Source organism: Ruminiclostridium cellobioparum subsp. termitidis CT1112 (genome assembly GCF_000350485.1).
Lineage (GTDB): Bacteria > Bacillota > Clostridia > Acetivibrionales > DSM-1351 > Ruminiclostridium > Ruminiclostridium termitidis.
Genome location: NZ_AORV01000009.1, coordinates 1 through 22,984 on the forward strand (window position 1 = coordinate 1; position 22,984 = coordinate 22,984).

The following is a 22,984-nucleotide window of genomic DNA, read 5'->3' on the forward strand; positions in this document are numbered from 1 at the left end:
ATATTATTACTATTATAATTTTAAGAAAAGAAAAGAAATTAAATATTTTTGGTTTTATTTAAGGATTTTTACCTTTTATTATTTTAAATATAAAAAAGGAACTGCTGCACAGGTGAATGAAATTTATTCATTGTGCAGCAGCCCCGGCAAGAGAACTGAAATTTATTATTATTTATACGATTTATTTTTCCAGTCTGATGGCTATTCTCACTATCTGGGGCGCCGGCATACTGTCGTGGAAGAACTTAATGCTGTTTATGCCTTTCAGGAGTTTTATCTTGACTTCCTTGGTTTCTACTATATCCCACCTTGACGGGCCCCAGCCACTGGTATTGAACAGGACTGAGGTTATGGGCGCGGCACCGTTTACCGATATCATTACCGGCCTGTTCTCACCCGAGCAGTAGTCTATGCCGAGCACATATTCTCCCTGCTCATCTGCTTCAATCCGCTCAAATACTATGCTTCCTCCGTTGCCTATGCCTGCGGCTTTCAACTGCTGTGAATTTTCGCAGACAGGAATTATATCCACCCCTCCTTCGGTTTTTGCCATATCAACCGTATAGAACCTGTCAGGGTTTGGTGCATTGTCTATTAATTCAATTTTGCTTACGGCAAGACCGTCTCCGGAGATTTTGCCCATTTCCATGCTGTTGATGCCTTTTCTGAAAAACATCACTACATCAAATGTACGAAAGACCTTCCTTCCTCCGCTTGCGGGCAGCCGTGCCTCCAGTGTTCCCTCCTCCGTCTCCAGACGGACAGCGGCTGCGCCCCGGGAAGCATAGGTTATTCTCAAGGTATGCCTGCCGTCTCTTTCTGCCGCAATATTTTCAAACACGGCTTTATCCTTCAGGACAACCGCCCTGTCCCCGTTTTCATATACCATCAGTGCCGAGGCTCCCTTAAGAGTGGCATTTTCAGCAGTGCAGCAGGTTTTCCTGTCACTCATGTAGCCGCCGCAGACCCCTGATTTCAGCTCCACGCTCCCGTCACTTATATATACAGACGCTCCGCCGCAGGCAAGCAGCTCCAGTGTCAGAACATCCTCCCCTGTAACGGTTCTGCTCTCTTTTACAAGCATATGGCCCTCACTGTCGTCCCTGTATATCTCGGCAGTGAATTCACCGGCGGGCAGGAAGTCCATAGGCAGCTCAATAGTTCTGGCCTCGGCTGTAATGCAGCCTATAAACCATTCACTGCCCACATAGCGGAGCATTGCGGCATACTCTCCCGGAAAGCCTTTCAGCAACTGCATCCCATCATACCTGGGATACTGGCGTCTCAGATATTCGGTGCCCTTCCAGGCCTCCAGATGGTATATGGACTCGGAAATATGCTGCACTCCAGACTCATACACTACCGACAACGCCAGCTGATGCCCCTGGGTGGTATTCCTGTTTTCGTTTGAGAAGCCTGTAACGGTGTAATCCATAGGGCCTACTACATTTCTTGTGAACGGAACGGTACAGTTATGGACCGCATCTGGCATACCGCTCCATTTATAATGTTCCAGCCCCATGATGCCCTCTTCCGTCATGAGATTGGGATAGGTTCTCCCTTCCCCGGCAGGTTTTGTACTGCCGTGGAAATTGATCATAAGTTTATGGCTGGTCATTATGTCAGCTATCATATTATACTGCCACATGGTGTGCTGTGAATCGTTCATAAAGAAATCCACTTTCAGGCCCACAACACCCCACGCTGCCCATCTTGCTATCTTTTCCGACGCCTTTTCAAAGGTATCCACCGCCTGCATATCCGACCACAGCCAAACGGTAACGCCCTTCTCCCGGGCATAGTCGCACAGTGCCTTCACCCAGCTGTCATCCCAGCCCGCATCCACTGTAACGCTTTCAAAGCCCAGAGCTGCCGCAAAGTCAACATATCTCTTCTGCTCGCTGTAAAGCTGTGCCCCGTTTTCAAAGGACCACCAGGACCATATGTTTCTGCTGGGCTTGATCCAGGACGTATCTTCAATGACCGATGCCGGATTCAGATTATAGTTAAGCGTACTGTTGACCAGTTCATTCAGGGAATCAAAAACACCTATGACCCTCCAGGGGCTTTCGAAAGGCAATTTCCCGGTCATAGGCCCGGTCTGCTCGGGTGCAAAGGCCACCGAAAGCTTTCTCTCACCGGCCCCTGTCAAATGGCAGGAGCAGTAGCTTCCGCCGGTATTCAGCAGTCCTGCCTCTGTTATCATTATCCAGGATTTCCGGTCATCATCAGAAAACAAGCCCGGCATGCCGTAGTTTCTTCCTTTGGACTCCTGCCAGCTGCGCTTTCCGTAAGGTGCCTCATAGGTGTCCACCAGTTCCTGGAGCCACATATTGTTATATTGAGGAGCAAAGCTTATTTCGGTATTTTCACTGTAAACTGCCATTTCCCCGCTGCCGGCAGGCAGCTCATACCTGAAGGCTGCCCCGTCGTCAAAAACTCTTATTCTCAAAACAAAAGCGTGTTTCAGGGTAAAAGTGTTCTCGGCCTCAAACAGCAGGCACAGTTCATTTGCGTTGTTATGGTAAACCGATTTTTTACCTGCCGGAATTGAATATTTTTCATCAACAGTACAGATTAATTGATCTTTCAGGACAAAACCCCATGAAAAGTCCCCCATACTTGTCTGGATTCCAAGTCCGCAGTCCCTCAATATCTCCGTTTCATCCTTTTTTAAAGAGTAGAACAGCCTGTTTTGGTCATTCATATACACACTGAAATTTAATTTGCCGTCGGGCGACTTTATATTCCACATATTTTTATCTCCATTAGTATATTTAAGTATATTTATTGTATTCATCCATGCCGCGGTAAAATGCGGCCTATTCCTTGATGGCTCCCACTACTATGCCGGTGGTAAAGTATTTCTGAAGGAAAGGATATGCCGCCAGCACCGGAATGGTTGCCACAAACACCTGTGCAGCCCGCGAGGTCCTTTCGGACACAGCTGCCAGAACTCTGGCATCCTGCATTGTCATCAGCTTCACATCCCGGTTTACGATTATGGTCTGCAAATAGCTCTGCAAGGGATACTTTTCGGGAGAATTCATCAGTATCAAACCTTCAAACCATGAATTCCAGTGAGTCACAATGCTGAATAAGACCAGTGTGGCAATAGATGCCGAGGACAGGGGCACATATATCTTCCACATTGTGGTCCAGTGGGAGGCTCCGTCAATCAAGGCCGCTTCCTCGATACCCTTGGGAATCGACTTAAAGAAGTTGGTCAGCAGCACCACATTATATACAGGTACGGCAGAGGGTATGATCAGTGCCCAGAAGCTGTCAATAAGATGCATCTTGCTGATTATCATATACCAGGGTACCAGGCCGCCGCTGAATATCATCGTCACTACAAAAAACCACATGTATATATTCCTGCTTCTGAATTCGGCCCTGGTTTTTGACAGGGGGTATGATACCAGTATGGTCAGGAGCATATTCACAGGCACCCCTGCCAGCACCTTAAGCACCGATATTATAAAGGCCTTCATGAACTCAGGCTTTTCCACCACAAACTTATAGGATTGAAGAGTGAATTCCACCGGCCACAGGGTTACCTTGCCGGCCGCCACGGCGGGGCTGGAGCTCATGGATATGGCAAGAATGTTTATCATAGGGAGCAGGCAGGACAGTGCCGCCAGTACAAGTAGTGAAACATTAAAGACATTGAATATTTTTCTGCTCATGTTGATGTTAATACCTCCCTCCCTATAAAATCTGATAATCCGATGTTTTCCTGGCAATATAATAACCAAGCGTCAGGAGTACAAAGGATATTATTGACTTGATCATACCTATGGCCGTTGCCACACTGAATTGGGCACTTCCGAGACCCAGGCGGTAAACAAGCGTATCTATGATATCCCCGGTTTTATATACCTGGGGGCTGTACATGTTGAATATCTGTTCAAAGCCGTTCGTACCTGCATTGAGTATGGTCCCAAGTGCCAAAACCGTCATCAGCAGTATGGTGGGCTTGAGGCCGGGCATGGTGATATGCCAAACCTGTTTTATCCGTCCGGCTCCGTCCATTTTCGCCGATTCATACAGAGTCGGGTCTATGGCGGTCAGCGCCGCAAGGTACACTATTGTTCCATACCCGAATTCCTTCCATATCTCGGTAAGTATCATGGTTATGGGAAACCAGAATTTATCACCTAAAAAGTAAATGGGCTCAATTCCGAAAACAGTCATAAATTTGTTGATTATACCTTCCGAAGGCGAAAGAAAATCTATCAATATACCGCTGAGAATAATCCAGGATAAAAAGTGAGGAAAATAAACGATTGTCTGGATGCTTCTCTTCAGTCCCGTATGTCTGAGTTCATTGAGGAGCAGTGTCACTATTACCGGAACTACGATACTCCCGATAATCTTCAATACCGAAATTAAAAGTGTATTTCTTATAACCTCCCAAAAATTCGGAAGTCCTAAAACATATCTGAAGTTTTCCAACCCCACCCATTTTGAATGTAAAAAACCCCTGGAGGGCGAAAAATTCTGAAAAGCCATAACAAGTCCCAGCATGGGACCGTATGAAAAGATTAAAAGAATAATTACGCCGGGCAGCATCATCAAATGAAGCGGTATGTCCCTTTTAAAAGATTTTCTTTTATTAGGGTAGGTTACCATTTCCATCATCCCTTTCGTAACGTAAAGTTTATTTATCTGTTTTGTTTGTTAGCAGTTGCCAGGATCGGCGTTTATAAACAGAGGCGGAAAGTTTATGCCTTCCGCCTCTCTGATTAATTCACTCTTGCGCCAGTTAACATTGATTGTACTGTTTTAATATCACAACCGACATAATATGGGAGTACCTTTTAACTATCAATAGTGTGCGAGGCCGGTATCCGCCAATTGATGCCCGGTTAGAAGTGCTTGCTTGAAATTTGTAGACTTGCTCCAGGTACATCGTGCCGGGAAATTGACAGGAGGTCAATTTGAGCAGCACGCGAGACCCGGATGGTCGAGTTGCTGCGACGGCTAGGAGGTGTCTGGAGTAAGTCATACTATTTCAGCAAGAGCTTCGGTGGCAGTCAATTGATGGATAACCGCCGGGAACACTGCAACAAGTTGAATTAAGTTTACTTCCTTTCGGAATTCCACTTGTTGACTTCTGCCGTTATTGCATCTCCGCCAAGTGATTTCCAGTCAGTCACATATTTTTCAAATTGATTTATATCACCGTTCATTATTATATCTGTAAACGTTTGTAGCTGAATCTGTGAAAGTGTGGCATCCTTCTGGGTCATTGTGGAAGTCGGAGGTCCGAAGTAACGGTTGTCATAGACCTTTTTATTGGTTGCATAGCCATTTATCACTGCCAATGAGCCTTCGGGGCCATACATCATTTCTGTGGGCCAGCCTGACAAATCTCCGCCCCTGTATGCCTGAATCTGGTCATAATATCCTTTTTCCTCGGCATTCAGTGCACTGGTATCCTTTGACTCCAGAGCCTTTGAAACCTTTACCTGTGCATCTACATTTTTCATTGGAGGTTCTGAATATATGAGAGGATATTCAAATATGGGATTACCTGCCTGGTCAACATTGTATTTGCCGGGTTCGGCAGTTTCCCCGAAGCACTTTTCCAGTTGGAGGTTCAGCATTTCGATAATAGCTTCGGGATTTACAGCTTTTTTATTGACTACATAATATGTGCTGACAGGGAACGGAACCTGTGCAAGTGCTCCGCCTTCCTTGGTTCCCACGATTCCAAAAGGCTTCCAGGTCATGTCGGGATTTGCCTTCTTTGCATCGGAAAGCCAGCCCATATTCCAGAAAAGTCCGTAAAGCATGCCTATTTTACCTTCACCTACATTTGCACTGACCTTGAAAGAATCCTTAACTCCGAATTCGGGATCGATATATCCTTTGTTGAACATATCCTTGAGACTTGCCAGTGCGGTTTTCATCTCGGGCATAATATTTCCGTTCACAAGATTTCCGCTTCCGTCTTCTATCCAGGTGTTGGGATAGGCACCGTAGCCGTTGAAGAAACCTTCCAGGGATGCAAACATTCCCCACAGATCCTTATTGATTCCAAAACCGTAGGTATCCTTTTTATTGTTTCCGTCAGGGTCGTTTTCCGTAAATGCCTGAGCTATTTTTATGACATCATCCATGGTTTTGGGTTCCTGGAGATTGAGTTTTTTCAGCCAGTCTGTGCGCACCCATAATACATTGGTCTGGCCCAGTCCCGAACCCATTTTGGGTATTGCCAGGAGCTTTCCGTCGAACGTTGCCGACAGGAGTGCATTTCCATCCTGGTTCAGTACATTTTTTGTATATTCGGAAGCATTTTTTTCATATATGCCGGTTAGGTCGGCCAGTTGGTCGTCCTCAACCAGTTGCTTGAGCTGTACCGAATTGACCTGAAATATGTCTGGAATATCACCGGATGCAATTGAAATATTCAACTTCTGCTCATATTGAGCTACCGGAGTCATCCATTTGTATTTCAATTTGATTCCCAGATCAGACTCGTATTGCCTGGTCCATATGTTGTTTTCCAGACTGTCGCCTTCTGGGAATTTCAGATCGTCAGGAATGGGTCTTACCGCTGTAACCTCTCTGATTGCGGGTTTTGTATCACTTGCGGTAGAACTGCCTGTTGATGAAGCTGTTGAACCACTGCTGTCACTGCCGCTCCCGCAGCCTGCTGCCGATAATATACTCGCTGCAACAAGCATGGATGCCAGCAATTTTTTTGCAGATATATTCATATAAGCACCGTCCTTTTCATTTTGTCATGCGAAACGTTTCATCACTTTGTAAGTAAATTATAATTTATGGCGGCGACCTCTGAATATAATAAGATTTATACTTTTATATCACTATATTAACTTTTTTTCACACTGATAAATTCTACATGGAGACATTTTCCTCAGCAGCCAGGTTCCGGTACTCCTGTGGAGTCACCCGTTCCATTTTCTTGAAAATACGTATGAAATATGCAGGGGAATCATAGCCTGCTTCCTTTGCAATCATATGAATTTTCATTTCGGTTTCCACCAGAAGCTTCTTTGAATAATTTATCCTTTTAGCCGTTATATAATCCGAAAGATTTATTCCGGTGGTCTGCTTGAACAGTCTTGACATATATACGGGATTTATATAGAACCTCTCGGATATGGCTGCCAGAGACAGATCTCCGCCTAAATTCGCCTTAATATAATTTTTTATACGTGCGGTAAATTTCTCGCTGTGGGATTCCCTGTTCTTTTTATTTACATCAAGTATCTGCTCGATCAGTTTCATTATGCGCTCTTTCATTTCGGCCCTGTCACTGTAGCTGAAAAAAAGCTCAAAGTTGGTCTGATCGGTAAAAACCTCCTCCGAAAGCGCTCTGTTGTTCAGATATGACAAAAGCGCCCCTACCACGGTGTGATAGAGCTGAAGTTTCACCGGAAGTGTGGCTCTGTCCTCTTCACTTTCTGAAAGGAGGTCATCCAGAACCTTTTCAACCCCTTCCCTGTCCTCTTCCTCAAGACAGGTCTGGAGATTTTGAAAATTCCTCCCCCAATCCTTTCCCCTGTCCCTCCTGTTGACATCGGCACTGTCCTTCCTATCCCGGTAAAACCTTGTGCTGGCCAGTATTCCGTCGTCACCGTTGATTGTCAGCTGCTCAAGCACAAGTCTTACGGTTCTGTATCTGTTGTTCAATTCCTGCCAGTCTATAAAATCGTCATATATTACCGATATGGAAAGCCCAAGTGCCTGCCAGCAGTGCTGCTGGATTATCTCAAGGGTCTCCTTCAGCCTGTGGACACTCCCGTCGGCATTTCTTGCCTGGAGCAGCCATATCATGTTTTTATTCTGGTAAGAGGTCTGGTAACATATGAAAAACTGGTTCAGGTACTTGTCAAATATCCTTCCCAGCTGAATAAGATAATTCAGCTTGTCCTTTGAGTTGTCGCCGGGACTGAAGCGGTCGATACGGACACCCATGAGCAATACCGGCCTGCCGGTATCCAGTTCGATATTATACTTATGGAATTCCTGGGCGCATACTTCCTCAGCCTCTCCTTCCAAAGCATTTATAAGGCAGGAGTTCTGGATGATGGACATCACGGAATCCATCTGCTCACGGCTTTCCTCCAGAAATTGCTGCTGCCGCATCTCATTCTCTATCTGCTCTATACATTGATTCACTGCCGCAACAATGGCATCCTCACCCTCTGTCTTCAGGACATAGTCCACCGCTTTGTTCTCTATGGCCTGGTACGCGTAATCAAAATCACTGTAGGCAGTCAAAATGATTGTCCTGCAAAAGGGCCACCTGTTATGGATCTCCTTTAACAGCTCCAGACCGTTTTTTCCCGGCATTTGAATATCCGTAAGCACAATATCCATACGTACCCTGTCCAGAATTTCAAGGGCCGAATTACCGGAGGCGGCGGTGTATATGTCAAAATCCGGGCTGCTTCCCAGCAGGTCGGCCAGACCCTCTACAATATATGGTTCATCGTCTACTATTAAAAGTTTATACATTCTCCACCCCGCATATTTTCATAGTAATTTTCATGCCTCCGGCTTCACCTCTCGAAACCGAAATGCCGCTGTCCTGGCCGAATCTTGATTTCAGCCGTTTGTGAATATTTATCATTCCGCTTATTTCCCCTCCGTCATCAATAAGCTTTGCTTTAACATTTTCCAGGGTTTCATCGTCCATTGGACCGTTGTTTTCTACCACTACAGTCAATATATTGGCTTCTTCGGCAAAAGTTATTCTTAAAAGACCGTCGCTTTCCACATGTCTGAGTCCATGCTCAAAGGCATTTTCAACCAGGGGCTGCAGAATCAGCCTTGGAACCCTCAAGTGCAAAGCCCTTTCTGGCACCTCTTCCATCTCAATTTGAATCCTGTCACCAAACCGGATTTTCTGTATATCCGCATATACTCTTGTATGCTCAACTTCCTGGGAAAAAGGAATGTCCCCGTCCTTTTTCTGCATTATAAATCTGTAATACCTGGCCAGGTATTCCGAGAAAAGCTTTATACTGTCGAAATCCCCCAACCTTGCCATATTGCTGATAACAAAAAAGCTGTTATACAAAAAATGGGGATTGATCTGTGACTGGAGCTGTTTGAGCTGAGCACTCTGAGTCAGTATCTTCTGCTGATAGACCTGCTCCATAAGATCCTGGTTTTTTTCGGCCATGGAATTGAAAGAGTGATAAAGTAAACCGAATTCATCATTGCTCCTGTGCTTCAGCCTTACCCCCAGACTTCCTGTTTCAATTTGCTTGAATACTTTTACCAGACGGTTCAGCGGTGTCTTTATAATTTTGTACATGGAATAGCTCAGAACCATAACAGTTATTATCAATATGGCACTGAATATCACAAAATACAGCCTCAGATCCTTCATCTGGGGATTTATTCCCTGGACCGGCACATAGGCTGCCAGGTTTACTCCCATCAATTCGGACTTGTGATTTATAAGCCACGAATTTTCACCCTCAACCATTACTTTTTCTACCCCGGGTTCCGAGCCGGTGCCCACTGTTTGGGCCAGGTCTGCATTTTGGGTCCCGGTTCCCTCCTGGTTATAATATACGTAGGAACCCGCTTCATCATATATCATGACCTGCCTTGCTTCCTTTATTGAACTCAGCTCTTTTCTGATCTCTTCCTTTGATAAACTTACCGTTATGAAGTATTTCGGCAGACTGCCGTTAGGTGTTCCCGCCGGGACAAAAACGTAATACAGCTGATTATTTGAAACCACAAAGTGGCCTATGTTCTGTTGTCTTGAAATATCGTACAAGGTCAGAAGTGAAGATGCATCGGAGTAAATGTCTCTGTCGGAGTCGATAACACGGGATAATTCAGGTATATAGGTACTTACCTCGTTAATGTATGCACTGCTGTTTTTTAAAATTTCCAGCCTGTTCATGTATCTGTTTATGGAAAGTGTCTTCTGGTAATTGCTCATTGTGGAGCTTGCCGTGGCCAGCATGATCAGATCTTCGTCATGCATGCTGCTCAGACCCATATCCTGTACCTTTTTAAGCTCTTTTTCTATTGAGGCCAGGCATTTCCGGGAGCTGTTGTCAAAAGCGTCCACGGTGGATTCGTCAAGTATCTTGATCTGCCAGTTATACAGGCCGATGGCAATAAAGCATACCGGTAAAATAGCTATGAGAAATGCCCCCACCAGCTTGGCAAATACAGAGTTTTTAAATTTGGTAATCAACTTCATGGCTGTTTCCTCCGGCAGTGTGCGTTTGCATCGATGCTATGGCCTCAAACGCCCGTATTCAGGCGTTATTTATTCTATGGACTTACTCCAGATCATTATCATCCTTTATCCCGGGGTTGTCAATAATGGCATTAATATGACATTACGTTGTCAATTAATATATAGTATACTTGAATTAAAACTTAATTTAACCTGTTGTGCTAAATGAAATTTTGTTTTGCTTTGCAGATAGATTTAATCAGAATCAACTGGTACGCATTTTCGTGTACGCTAAATTAGTGTGTGGAGATGAAATAAGTATATGGCTGATGCATTAAAGGATATTTATAATACGAAGTTTTTAAATGATTTCGGGTGCATGGTAAAAGCTGCCTATAAGGACTTTCAGTGTAAAGAGTTTGTAGCGTCGGTGACGGCACCCCCGTGGGATGAATTGCCGCTGAGGGCCCGTATGCACCGGATTGCCCAGGTATTGGGCAATTATTTGCCGGGGAATTACCAGGATGCCTTGGAGGTGCTTTTCTCTGTTGATGAATATTGCAACGGCTTTCCCTATCTGTTCTTTCCTGATTTTGTTGCTGTCTTGGGGCAGAGTGAGCAGCATTGGGAGCTTTCCATGAATGCTCTGGAACGTTTTACACAGCGTTCCTCCTCCGAGTTTGCAATCCGTCCGTTTATGCTCAGGGAGCCCGAACGCGTTATGGAATATATGTTCCGCTGGTCTTCGCACTCCAACGAACATGTCAGAAGGTTTTCCAGCGAGGGCTGCCGCCCGCGCCTGCCCTGGGGTACTGCACTGCCCATGTTTAAAAAGGATCCCTCTCCCGTGCTCCGGGTGCTGGAACAGCTGAAAGCTGATCCCTCGCTTTATGTGCGGAAGAGTGTTGCCAATAATCTCAATGATATCGCCAAAGATAATCCCGATGCTGTTTTGCAAACGGCAAGGAAGTGGATGGGAACCAGCCCGGAGACAGACTGGCTTCTCCGGCAGGGCTGCCGTACCCTCGTCAGGAATGCCCACCCTGAAGCACTGGCGCTTTTCGGGTATGCAAAAGCCTCAAAAAAGAAGCCTTTGTATGGAAATGCAGTCCTTACAGCTGAACCGGGACAACTTCACATCGGAGACAGTTGTGAAGTAACCTATTTACTGGATATGAACCGGGATACAAAAGTCCGTATCCGTCTGGAATACGGGATTGACTTCATAAAATCAAATGGCAGACCATCCCGGAAGCTTTTCCTGCTGTCAGACAAAACCGTATCCGGAAAAGCACATTTGTCCGGAACACATACCCACAGCTTTGCCGAGCTTACCACAAGGCGCCACTATCCCGGAATACACAGGATAGTATTACTCATCAACGGGCAGGAAGCCGCACAAACAACAGTATTATTAAAAGAGGCAAAAACCGGTCATTAGCTGCCATGCTCCGGTCTGCATCCTCTGTTTCCTTTTTCTTTTTTTAAAACCATTTCACAAAATATCCTCATTAAACAGTCAGCGAAACGTAATATACGTATTAACAATATGTGCAATTCCAAATACCGCCGCAGCCGCGGCCGCAGGAATGTTGTTCAGCCACAGTGCGGCTGCGATAAAGTATAGTACCGGAAAGACCGCCATGGGCTCAGGAATAAATAATAACTTTTCATTTAACAGTGAGTAGTTCCTTCCGCCGGTAAAATAGCGGCACCAGAGCCAGTAGTATAATAGCAGCAAGACCAGCATACAAGCCGTATAGGGACTTACATACTTCACTTTCTGCCCATTAACCATGAAAATCAATAATATCATAAAAATTATCCGGCTTGCATTTTCAACAATATTTATAATATGCCCGCGGTCCTGGGGCATATCCGGAATATTGGCCGGAGGAAACACAAAATAAAAAATATTTGGCAGCATTACAAGCATGACTGCAATAAATCCCATCCATGAGAATCCCAACGCATATTTCATTCAGCCGCCTCCTTTTCAAGTTTGCTGAGGTAATTGCCGCTCCAGGAACAGTTCAGTTCCCGCCACCTTTTCAGTTATCCGAAGCCATGCTCTGTTCATCCTTTACAAGCTCCCTCAAGTCACTGCTCAGTTTATATATGTCCCTTACTGCATTGCCGACCTGCATTATCTCATTGTTTTCATTCTCAACGGTTGCAAGAACTTCCTGGGTTGCAGCCGCATTTTCTTCAGATATGGCGGCGATATTCTCTATCTGCTGCCGGATCTCGGCAAATTTTTCCGATATTGATAGAATTTTTTGAGCTTCAAGCTCGAATTTAATACCCGTATTTTTAAATACTTCTCTAATTTCACTGAAATACACCGATATGTCTGCAACAAGCTCTTTCCCCTCTTTTGTTGCATTCTCTCCCTGGCTCACCTTTTCATATGCTTCCTGCGATCTGCCTGAAATCTTTGCTGTTACCTTGGTTATGTCCTTAACAATAAGTGCACTTTGTTCGGCAAGTTTTCTTACTTCATCGGCAACAACCTCAAAGCCTTTTCCCTGTTCGCCTGCACGGGCCGATTCTATTGCCGCATTAAGCGCCAGGAGATTGGTTTGATCGGCAATCTGGGTTATACCCTCAAGGAGACCGTTCACCTTTTCCATATTGCTCTGAAGTTCCGAAACGGTAACTGCCGCCGTACTTATTGCATTTTCTATTATATTCATCTGGGTATTCACATGCTCAATTTTATTGTGCCCATCCTCGACCTTATGACTCATTTGCCGTGTATTTTCTGAAATACTGACTGAAACCTCCTGGGTTTCACGTACCACCCCGAGGGATTGCTCCATTGATTCGTTAATCCTGTGAGCACTGGAAGCTTCCAGCTGTATGGCGCCTGCCATCTCCTGCATGGACTCCGTTACATTCCGGCTCCCTTCACTTATAGTATCTATGTTTGTATTGAAACTTTCGATCTTTTCCTCAAGGACATTGGTACTATCATCTACCTTTACAAGGGTTACCTTCAGCTTTTCAAGCAGTTCCTTTGCATGAAGCTCTCTCTGATATGACTCATTTATAAGATCCCTTCCCCATTTGCTCAGGAAGAACAGCAGCACCACCGTTCCATTGAGCACCACCAGCGAAGAAACATTCTCTGGTATTCAAAATTATATATTAACAATATTTAGGCTGTCAAATGAACCCGAATTTCGAAATGTCATATACCTGCCGCAGGAATATAAAAAGGGGGTTACCTGCATAACCGTAAACAAGTTATGCAGGTAACCCCTTTTTATAAATATTTATAACTATGACAACCCTGATTATTTAAATTTTGGCAGCCATGTTCCGTGCACATCGATCAAATCGTCTACCATGCTCACTATGTCGTCAATGGAAAGCTCCGCGGCTGTGTGGGGATCCAGCATTGCAGCATGATAAACATGCTCTCTCTTTTTGGTTACGGCTGCCTCGATTGTTGTCAGCTGGGCATTTATATTGGTCATGTTCATTGCAGCCAGCTGAACAGGCAGTCTCCCTACATGGCACGGGTTTACTCCCATTCCGTCGACCAGACAGGGCACCTCCACGCAGGCATCATAGGGCAGGTTTTCTATGAGTCCTCCCTTGTTCAGCACATTTCCGCCGATCTTGAAAGGTGTATTTGTCACAATGGCATTCATTATATAGGATGCATATTCCAGAGTCCTTGTATGGGATAATGACGGATTGTTCATCAGTTCATCCCTTTGCTTCTTCCAGTCGGAAATCTGGTTGATGCATCTTCTGGGATACTCATCCAGCGGAATATTATACCGTTCAATCAATTCAGGATATTTGGACTTTATGAAGAACGGATTGTACTCGGAATTATGTTCACTCGATTCGGTGCAATAATACCCCAGCCTGTTTATATATTCATAGCGGGTCATATCATTGTGCTTCTCATTTTTGTTCTTTTCAGCTGCACGCCTGCGGATTTCCGGATACAGGTCGTTTCCGGCCCTGTCGGTTATTTCCAGCAGCCAGCCCATGTGGTTGATTCCTGCAATCAATTCCCTCCTGCCCTCCAGCTTGTCTTCCATTCCCAGCGCCTTCAGCAGCCCTTCGGAGCAGCCCTGCACACTGTGACACAGTCCTACGGTCTTCACCCCTGTGTACCTCTGCATGTAGCCGGACAGCATAGCCATAGGGTTTGTATAGTTCAGGAACCACGCGTCGGGGCAAACCTCTTCGATGTCACGGGCAAATTCTTCAAGAACCGGGATGGTCCTCAGTGCCCTCATTATACCTCCTATCCCCAGGGTATCTGCTATTGTCTGCCTTAAACCGTATTTCTTGGGTATTTCAAAATCAATTATTGTGCAAGGGTCATATCCTCCCACCTGGATGGCATTTACAACAAAGTCGGCACTCCTGAGCGCATCCTTTCTGTTTTCGGTGCCCAAATAGGTCCTGATCCTTGCCCTTCCGCCGTTAACGTTATTATTAATGGCTTCAAGCATTATCCGGGATTCCTCCAGCCTGTCCCCGGCTATGTCATACAAACATATTTCGCTTTCCTTCAAGGCTTCGGTGCACATGCTGTCTCCCAATACATTTTTGGCAAAGACAGTACTCCCCGCACCCATAAATGTTATTTTGACCATATCGTCAACCTCCAATACATATTCGCAAATCAAGAATTTCATATGTATAGGATAGCATATAGATATAAAAATTAAATTGAATAATGTAACTATAATTTGTTATAATGTAACCTCAAGGAGATTTCATTACAGTTTTGTAGCCGCTATACGGCTCAAAGCCATGGCTTGGCTTAGGAGGAGGTCAATATGATGCACGATGTGCCACTTTTAAATAAGGGCTTTACAGAAATAAATCCCCTGCTGTGCGGCTGGGAAAACTGCGAAAGTGGTCATCCCTTCGGACCGGCCTCACGTGATTGCTACCTCATTCACTATATCATGTCGGGACATGGCATTTTCCAGAGGAACGGCAAAACCTATACCTTATCCAGGGGAAGTATGTTTTTGATCCGCCCCTATGAAATTACATTCTATAAAGCCGACGATAATGATCCCTGGGAATATATCTGGATAGGCTTTAACGGACGTTTGGTTCCAGGCCTGCTTGAGGACAGCGGCTTTTCAAAGGATAATTGCACCTTGTGCACACCGTCCGTGCGCAATATATTTTTAAGCATGAAGGAAACCATAAACCTGCATTATTCCGCCGAGATATTTCTATGCGGTAAAATTTTTGAATTGTTCTCAAATCTTCAGGCCGAATACCGTCCGGTTCTGAAAGGAAGCAGCGGAAGTCTCTATTCGGAAAGGGCAAAGGACTATATAATGGCCAACTATGCCAACCGCATATCTGTGGAGAACATTGCAAATATGCTGGGCATTGACAGGCGCTATCTTTGCAGGGTGTTTTTCAAGAACATCGGTGACACACCGCAGAACTTTCTGGTCAACTACAGGCTTGAAAAAGCGGCAGTGCTGCTTGCAAAGTACGGTTATTCGGTGAGTGAAGCCGCCAGGAGCACGGGATATGACGACATCTATAACTTTTCAAAAATGTTTAAAAAGAAGTATGGAGTGCCTCCGTCCAGGTATTCCGGAGCAGAGTAAAAGTTCCCAGGCTGAAACAATTATAATTCATGTATTACAACTGTTTCAGCCTGGGACATAACTGGTATGAAATTTATCTGCATGCCTCGATTGACGACTTCAATATCTCCAGTCCGCAGTCAAGCTGCTCGTCTGTAACAACCAAAGGACAAAGGAACCTGATGACATTGGAATATGCACCCGCACTTTCTATTATTAAACCATGCCGGGCAGCACAGGCAACAATATCCGATACCAGCCCTGGATTTGGAGTTTTGCTTTTTTTGTCGGTAACAAACTCAATGCCCATCATACAGCCTATACCGCGCACATCTCCCACTTCCTGGTATTCTTCCATCCATTTGCCGAATTCCTCCCTGCATTTTTTTGCAATTTCCAGAGATCGTTCACATAAGTTTTCACGTTCCATAATTTCTATTACTTTCAACGCAGAGGCACAAGCCAGCGCATTACCGCCGAAAGTACCCCCGATTATACCGTTTTTTACACCGTCAATTATGTGGGCCCCGGCTGTTACGGCACTTAATGGAATCCCTCCTGCGATGGATTTTGCAGCCGCTATAATATCGGGTGCACAGCCTGCCTCCTCCCAGTAGTTTGAAACGAACATTTTTCCCGAGCGTGCAAAACCTGTCTGAACCTCGTCTGCAATCAGCAATATGCCGTTATCGTCACAAATCTTTCGGACAGCCTTTACCCATTCCAGCGGAGCAGGAATGAAGCCCCCCTCTCCCTGTACAGGCTCTAAAACGACTGCGGCTGCATATTCCGCCGGAGATGCCTCGTCGAATACCTTCTTAAGCTTTTCAATATAATATTCTATAGCTTCTGCTTCGTTATATCCCCTGGGACCGCGGTACAAATAGGGAAATTCCGCACGGTATACGCCGTCCGGCAGCGGACCGATACCGTATGCATAGGCCTTTTTTGCGGTCATTGTGGACGCAAGCAGGGTTCTGCCGTGGAAGGCACCTGAAAAAACTATGATATTGGGTCTGCCGGTAAATGATTTTGCAATTTTGACCGCATTTTCTATTGCTTCAGCTCCGGAATTTGCGAACATTGTTTTACGTATTTTATTTTTAACAGGAACGATTTGATTCATTTTTTCAGCAAGTTTTATATAGCCCTCATGGGTGACGATATTCATCATTGCGTGAAAAAACTTTTCCGACTGCTCCTTCACGGCGGCAATCAATTCAGGATGACTGTAACCGATATTCAGTACTCCCACTCCTCCTACCCAGTCAAGAAAAACATTGCCGTCAACATCTTCAAGCATTGCGCCCTCTCCCCTGCTTATGACACAGGGATAGGAACATTTGACGGCGCCTGGCATGGCTTGGGCCCTTCTTTCTATTATGGCCCGGGCTTTCGGCCCGGGCAAAGGTGTGTTTATTTTCGGTAAAGCATTTTTAAGCATAATCCGTCCCCCTTAACATGTTTAATGTAATTTTTATTTATAAAGCTTTTAAATATATTCTTTTTATATCCTCAAGGCCAAATATGACAGGATGGTTGGCAATACTGGGAGCAGACACCTTCAGGCAGTTTTCGGCCAGCCAGTCCACATCTGAAGCTTTGATTCCCTGTTCCCCCAGAGTAGCAGTCAAATGCAGCTCATCAAGCAATTTCCGGACTGCAGGCACAAAGTCGTTTTCATCTTTTCCGCCTAAAATTTGTGACAATATGGAGAATTTCTCCGGCAGCCCTCCGATGGATTCTTCATATACGGCAGGTGCCAGCGCAGCAAGCCCAATGCCGTGCACAATATCCTTCAAACCGCTGACGGGATGTTCCATTTCGTGCAGCGCCGTCACTCCGGCAGTATTGATAACCATGCCTCCAAGGGTGCTTGCCAGACAAAGGCGGTCCCAGCTGTCCAGATCCGCCGGATCGGCATACACCTTCCGGAGGCTGCCGGCAGCCAGCCTGACACCCTCCAATGCCTGTATTTCTGTTAATGGCTGGGATATTGACGATATATAGGCGTCAATATTGTGACATAATGCATCAAAGCCCACCGCAGCCAGTGTTGATTTTGGCATGGTAGTCATAAGCAGCGGATCGATTATGGAGCAGACCGGCACTATTGCCTTGCAGCGCAGTGACTTTTTATCCAGAGTGTCGGGATTGGTTATGACGGCAAAGCCGTTTCCTTCGCTTCCTGTTCCGCAGGTAGTCGGTACGGCAAGTATGGGAAGGGCTTTGCCGCTGAATTTCCTTCCGAAAATATAGTCACTGATATCACCGCCGTTCATGGCCTGAAAAGCAATTGCCTTTCCTGCATCCAGGCTGCTTCCGCCTCCCAGAGCTATTACCGCATCACATTTTTCGGCCGCTGCAATTTCTGCTCCCTCATATACGGTTGTGGTTACAGGATTTGGTGTAACCCGGTCATAGATCACAAATGACACACCGTTTTCGACCAACTGTGAAACGGTTTTGGCCAGCAAGCCCGAGCGTTTTGTACTGCTGCCTCCGGTGACAATTAAAACACGTTTCCCAAACTCAGTTGCTATTTTCCCGATTGTATCCGATTTTCCCCGGCCGAAAACAAGATTGATCGGCAGATCATACTGAAACTCCAACATATATATCCTCCCAAGTGGTAATTACTTAACGTTTTTTGTTACTCCATCTTCAATACCGACAAAATAATCTTTGGTCAGACCGTATTTCTCCAATATTTTCATAAGTGTTCCATCTTCCTTCATTTCATTTAAAGCCTTGTTTACCTCGGCCAGGAAGTCCTTGTCCTTGAAGCGTACCGCAGCACCGATCTGTCCGCTTGCTTCGGCTTCATAAGGCGACAGGAGTTTAAGCTTCAGGGAACTGTCCGACGAAAGAGTATACCCTGCTACTATACCGTCTGTTACAACAGCGTCCACCTTTCCCATATTTACAGCCGTCATCAGGGTTGCCTGATTGTCATAGGCCTCCAGCTTGCCGATCTTGCCTTCATTAAGCCATTTTTGGGCTGTTTCGTAGAAAGTTGTACCCGGCTGCGCTCCAATGGTTTTCCCCTTCAGGTCCTCCTTGCCGGCAATTTTTGAGCCGGCTGGAATAACCACCGCTTCACCCTCCTGATACCATTTATCGGTGAATGCAGCTATCTGCAAACGTTCCTCCTTGACATACATGGCATCCACAACCATATCTATGCTGTTATTATTCAGCTCAACCAGAAGGTTTGAAAAATCAACAACCTTCATTTGAATATCCGGAATACCCAGCCGGCCGCATATTTCACGGAGAATTTCCATATCAATGCCCTCAAGCTTGCCTGTGTTTACATCCTTATAGGAAAACGGAGCATCATTGGATGAACCGATGAGTATATAACCTTTTTCCTTGATTTTTTTAAGTACTTCGGACTCGTCCGAAGAAGCGGAAGAGTTTCCTGCTGCTGCCGATGCCGTTGAAGCTGCTTTTGTTGTGTCTGCCCCATTGCCCGTAGTGCTGCCGCAGCCTGTTAAAAGTGTAAATATCATTGACAATGACAGACTTGCAGCAATTAATCGTTCAAGTTTTACTTTTTTCATAAAATCCGCCTTCTTTCTCTTAAATAGATTGTTTATTGTTTATTTTGCCATTTATAAAAACATGGGTATATCAGCGTATCTGTTTCAGTCTCCGCTCAACTATCCTGCTCAGCTGTGAGAGCGGAATACTGATTACCAGGTATACAAGGGCAAGGATGGTATATGCCTCAACGGTCAGAAATGTTTGCGATGCAAAGGTTTTTGTCCTCAGAAGCAGTTCCTGCACTGAAATCATAGCCAGCAGCGAGGTGTCCTTGATCAGCATGACCAGGTAGTTTCCGAACACCGGAATTGAATTCCGGAGCGCCGGCGGTATGATAAAGTGAAAAAGCACCTGATTTTCACTAAAACCGAGCGCCAGGCCGGCTTCCCGTTGTCCGGGGTCTATAGCCAGTATTGCGGACCTGATGACCTCGGACATATAACAACCATAATTTATTGCAAAACCGATAATACCGCAGGTTGCAGCCTGAAGCTGAAGGTTGGTCTCATACCCCAGCAATCCGGTGATACCGTTAATCAGCATGGGCACAACATAATAAATATAGAAGAACTGAACCAGAAGCGGCGTACCGCGTACCAACTCTATAAATATACCTAATATCCGTTCCAGAACCCTACGTTTTGAAAGTCGCCCTATGGCAATCAGCAAAGCTACAGCCAGCGCGCATATAAAGCCGGCAAGGGTGATATATATTACTATTCCTATACCTCTCAGAAGATCAGGGCCCAGAGTGTTCAGAGCTTTCATGAAATGTATTTCCATTGAAATTCACCTCCTGTCACAGTACCCGGGCCAGAAAAGCCCTGGTTCTGTCGTTTTTAGGTCTTGTAAAGATTTCTGAAGGTGTGTCCTCTTCAATAACATAACCCCCGTCCATAAAGATTACGCGGTCGGCCACATCTTTTGCAAACCCCATTTCATGTGTTACCACCATCATTGTCATTCCCTCTTTTGCCAGCTGCTTCATGACTTCGAGCACATCTCCCACCAATTCGGGGTCCAGTGCCGATGTAGGTTCATCAAACAGCATAATATCCGGCTGCATAGCCAGGGCCCTGGCTATGGCCACACGCTGCTGCTGTCCTCCCGAAAGGGCAAGGGGATAAACATTTGCCTTGCTTTCCAGGCCGACTTTGCAAAGCAGCTCCATAGCCTGATCCTTTGCGTCCTTAGGCTGGAGCTTGTTCAGCTTGACCGGAGCGTACATCACATTTTCCAGGGAAGTCTTCAACGGAAACAGATTAAATCTCTGAAAAACCATCCCAACGTGCTTTCTATAGTCGGTGACCTTTTTTCCCAGCTGCATAATGTTCTGCCCCATGTATAGAATCTCACCGCCGGTGGGCTGCTCCAAAAGATTGATGCAGCGCAGCAGTGTACTTTTCCCCGAACCTGACGGCCCGATAACAACTACCACCTCTCCTTTTTTTATGGAGATATTGACATCCCGGAGTACTTCCAGATCTATGAAACATTTTGAAAGTTTTTTTACTTCAAGCATTACCATATTAACCTCCCAAGACAATAATGAAATTCGTTCTATGGAAAAACAAAAAAACAGCAACAGAGCTTTTCAAAAGAAAAGCTCCATTGCCGTTCACTTATACTGCTTGCAATCCGTTATTAAAGATTGAATCTTTTTTTAATTATATCGGTAAGTATATCACAGGTCCCATCCACACCCAACAGGCTCGAATCCAGCATTACATGCTTATAGTCCTTGTCTGACATGGAATATCCGCTGTAGTGTCTGTGGTAGGATTCTCTGGCTTTATCGACCGAAGCGATCATTCTCTTGGCTTCGTCAAGCCGCATATCCAGCCTTTCAACGCAATTTACAAGTCTTGCCTCATACGGAGCATAAATGAATATGTTTATGATGTTTTTGCAGTCCCTTAAAATATGGTCTGCACACCGCCCTACTATAATGCAGGATTCCTTTTCGGCAAGATTGACAATTATCTTTCGCTGGGAGGCAAAGATGGAATCCTGAATTGCCGTCGTACCCATGCCCAGCGGGTAATTCATATTAAAAAAGGCTGATTTAGCACTTTCTTCAGCATCGCTGATTGTTGAAACCGGAAGATTGAGATTCTTTGCAGTCAGTTCTACAATGTCCCTGTCGTAATATTGGATACCCAGCTTTTCACTGACTTTTCGTGCGATAGGCCGCCCCAGACTGCCGAACTGTCTTGCAATTGTCACAACGAATTTTTCATCCATACTACATTCTTCTTTCTTAATAGTTTTGTTGGATTCATTATACTGCACAACAATGGGGGTTTACAATGGACTGAAACTCCAAACTTTCAAGATTTTATTGTACTCCGGATACAAAAGCTTAAATATAATAGTTCATGTATAGGGCTTTTCAAAATTAACAAATGTATGTTATCCTTTAAACAATAATTTAAGGAGGGATGTTGATTGCGCACTCAGGTTTCGGAGCTTTATGAGCATGCAAAAGAAAAATACAGGCTGGTACTGCACGGCGGACAAGCGGGCTTGAACAATTCCGCCTCCTGGGTATATCTTGCGGAAGATATCCAAAACATATCCTTTTTAAAAGGCGGTGAGCTGGTCATCACCACAGGACTCTTCACTCAGAGCGGTGTCAAACTCTACGATTTCATCAGTGCGCTGGTTACACGCAACTGCAGCGGTATCCTTATCAATGTAGGCAAGTATCTCAAGCCTCAGGATATAACTCCTGAAATCCTGGAGTTATGCGACATTGCCGTATTTCCTGTTTTCACCATGCCCTGGGAAGTGCACCTTGTGGATATAATGCAGGATTTCAGTATCCTGCTGCTGCATAACAATCAAAGAGAGGAACATCTCGACGCATCATTTTTAAGTGCTCTTTATCAATCTCCCGTACAGGAAAATCTTCTCAGGACAATGAATCAGTTCGGATTTGCAACAGCCTCGGATTACAGGATAATGGTCATTCAAAATCTGCAGGACATTACAAGACTCACTTCACCATTGAACAGTTACGGATTAAAGTATCACATATTTGAGCATGATCATCTGCATGTGCTGATATACAATGTTTCAAGCGGGAAGCTCTCTCTGAACGGCCTTATTGATTTGATCTGCTTTTGTGACAGTATAAAGCTGGGTTTGGGTGATACCATCCATTCTCTTGCTGAAATCAGCCTGTGCTATAAACGTGCCCGCTTTTCCCTGGCAGCTGCCGTATTCTGGAACCGGCAATATATAAATTTTGACGATCTGGGAATATTTCAGATTTTATTCTGTTCCTCCGATCCGGTTCTGCTGCAGACAATTTATAAACGGCATCTGGGTGTTTTAGAACAATACGATGCCGAACATGATTCGGATTATATGAAGACACTCCGCATTTTTCTGCTCTCAGACTGCAATATCCTGGAAACGGCCTCCAGAATGCATACCCACCGTAACACCATAGTCTATCGTATGCGGAAGATCAAAGATCTTTTAAATTCCGAACTGGACAATTCCGAGGTGAAATTCAATTTGCTTATGGCCTTCTACCTGAAAGAGTATTTTTCCATATAAAATGATGTACCGCAAAACTAACGCAGTTTAAATATTTGTGAAACATTTAGCAGTGCTTCGGTACTAACTTCAAAAAAATGGATAGTTC

General features: G+C 45.1%; 18 protein-coding genes. 3 read left to right on the top strand and 15 right to left on the bottom strand.

Annotated elements, in window-relative coordinates:
• Positions 1–181 precede the first annotated feature (181 nt).
• From CTER_RS01310 to CTER_RS01335, 6 genes are all read right to left on the bottom strand, one after another.
• Positions 182–2,755 (bottom strand): glycoside hydrolase family 97 N-terminal domain-containing protein, encoded by a 2,574-nt coding sequence (locus CTER_RS01310; protein ID WP_004623148.1) that lies wholly within the window; start codon positions 2,753–2,755, stop codon positions 182–184.
• Between the two features lie 67 nt (positions 2,756–2,822).
• On the bottom strand, positions 2,823–3,689 hold the full coding sequence (locus CTER_RS01315) for a carbohydrate ABC transporter permease (protein ID WP_004623149.1): 867 nt from the start codon (positions 3,687–3,689) through the stop codon (positions 2,823–2,825).
• Between the two features lie 22 nt (positions 3,690–3,711).
• A complete protein-coding gene (locus tag CTER_RS01320) occupies positions 3,712–4,635 on the bottom strand; it encodes an ABC transporter permease (RefSeq protein ID WP_004623142.1) in 924 nt (307 codons plus the stop codon).
• A 452-nt stretch (positions 4,636–5,087) separates the two neighbouring features.
• On the bottom strand, positions 5,088–6,728 hold the full coding sequence (locus CTER_RS01325) for an extracellular solute-binding protein (protein ID WP_004623152.1): 1,641 nt from the start codon (positions 6,726–6,728) through the stop codon (positions 5,088–5,090).
• Positions 6,729–6,870: 142 nt separating this feature from the next.
• Positions 6,871–8,496 carry a response regulator transcription factor gene (locus CTER_RS01330; RefSeq protein ID WP_004623172.1) on the bottom strand — a complete coding sequence of 542 codons (1,626 nt, stop codon included), beginning with the start codon at positions 8,494–8,496 and terminating at the stop codon, positions 6,871–6,873.
• A complete protein-coding gene (locus CTER_RS01335) occupies positions 8,489–10,210 on the bottom strand; it encodes a sensor histidine kinase (RefSeq protein WP_004623146.1) in 1,722 nt (573 codons plus the stop codon). The genes CTER_RS01330 and CTER_RS01335 overlap by 8 nt, the downstream gene beginning before the upstream one ends.
• A 301-nt stretch (positions 10,211–10,511) precedes the next feature.
• On the opposite strand from CTER_RS01335, the gene CTER_RS01340 reads away from it, so the two are divergent.
• The gene (locus CTER_RS01340; RefSeq protein WP_004623135.1) at positions 10,512–11,630 is read left to right on the top strand and encodes a DNA alkylation repair protein; all 1,119 of its coding nucleotides are present in this window, start codon (positions 10,512–10,514) and stop codon (positions 11,628–11,630) included.
• A 78-nt stretch (positions 11,631–11,708) separates the two neighbouring features.
• On the opposite strand, the gene CTER_RS26715 is transcribed toward CTER_RS01340, so the two are convergent.
• The 3 genes from CTER_RS26715 to melA form a co-directional block, all read right to left on the bottom strand.
• Positions 11,709–12,170 carry a hypothetical protein gene (locus tag CTER_RS26715; RefSeq protein WP_004623140.1) on the bottom strand — a complete coding sequence of 154 codons (462 nt, stop codon included), beginning with the start codon at positions 12,168–12,170 and terminating at the stop codon, positions 11,709–11,711.
• Positions 12,171–12,240: 70 nt separating this feature from the next.
• Positions 12,241–13,302, bottom strand: coding sequence for a methyl-accepting chemotaxis protein (locus tag CTER_RS01350; RefSeq protein WP_004623129.1), 1,062 nt, complete (start codon positions 13,300–13,302; stop codon positions 12,241–12,243).
• A 186-nt stretch (positions 13,303–13,488) separates the two neighbouring features.
• Positions 13,489–14,814, bottom strand: coding sequence for an alpha-glucosidase/alpha-galactosidase (gene melA, locus CTER_RS01355; RefSeq protein WP_004623160.1), 1,326 nt, complete (start codon positions 14,812–14,814; stop codon positions 13,489–13,491).
• 186 nt (positions 14,815–15,000) lie between these two features.
• Between melA and CTER_RS01360 the strand changes: the two genes are divergently transcribed.
• On the top strand, positions 15,001–15,801 hold the full coding sequence (locus CTER_RS01360) for an AraC family transcriptional regulator (protein ID WP_004623130.1): 801 nt from the start codon (positions 15,001–15,003) through the stop codon (positions 15,799–15,801).
• A 73-nt stretch (positions 15,802–15,874) separates the two neighbouring features.
• Here the strand turns inward: CTER_RS01360 and CTER_RS01365 are convergent, their stop codons facing one another.
• From CTER_RS01365 to CTER_RS01390, 6 genes are all read right to left on the bottom strand, one after another.
• On the bottom strand, positions 15,875–17,224 hold the full coding sequence (locus CTER_RS01365; protein WP_004623143.1) for an aspartate aminotransferase family protein: 1,350 nt from the start codon (positions 17,222–17,224) through the stop codon (positions 15,875–15,877).
• Between the two features lie 37 nt (positions 17,225–17,261).
• Positions 17,262–18,392, bottom strand: coding sequence for an iron-containing alcohol dehydrogenase (locus tag CTER_RS01370; RefSeq protein ID WP_040759976.1), 1,131 nt, complete (start codon positions 18,390–18,392; stop codon positions 17,262–17,264).
• Between the two features lie 24 nt (positions 18,393–18,416).
• A complete protein-coding gene (locus CTER_RS01375) occupies positions 18,417–19,346 on the bottom strand; it encodes a substrate-binding periplasmic protein (RefSeq protein ID WP_004623165.1) in 930 nt (309 codons plus the stop codon).
• Positions 19,347–19,416: 70 nt separating this feature from the next.
• Positions 19,417–20,112: an amino acid ABC transporter permease gene (locus CTER_RS01380; RefSeq protein WP_004623139.1), complete on the bottom strand. Its 696-nt coding sequence runs from the start codon at positions 20,110–20,112 to the stop codon at positions 19,417–19,419.
• Between the two features lie 16 nt (positions 20,113–20,128).
• A complete protein-coding gene (locus tag CTER_RS01385) occupies positions 20,129–20,851 on the bottom strand; it encodes an amino acid ABC transporter ATP-binding protein (RefSeq protein ID WP_027630540.1) in 723 nt (240 codons plus the stop codon).
• 122 nt (positions 20,852–20,973) lie between these two features.
• Entirely contained in the window at positions 20,974–21,573 is a 600-nt protein-coding gene (locus tag CTER_RS01390) for a cytidylate kinase-like family protein (RefSeq protein ID WP_004623147.1), read from the bottom strand.
• Between the two features lie 204 nt (positions 21,574–21,777).
• Between CTER_RS01390 and CTER_RS01395 the strand changes: the two genes are divergently transcribed.
• Entirely contained in the window at positions 21,778–22,896 is a 1,119-nt protein-coding gene (locus CTER_RS01395) for a PucR family transcriptional regulator (RefSeq protein WP_004623138.1), read from the top strand.
• Positions 22,897–22,984: the final 88 nt, after the last annotated feature.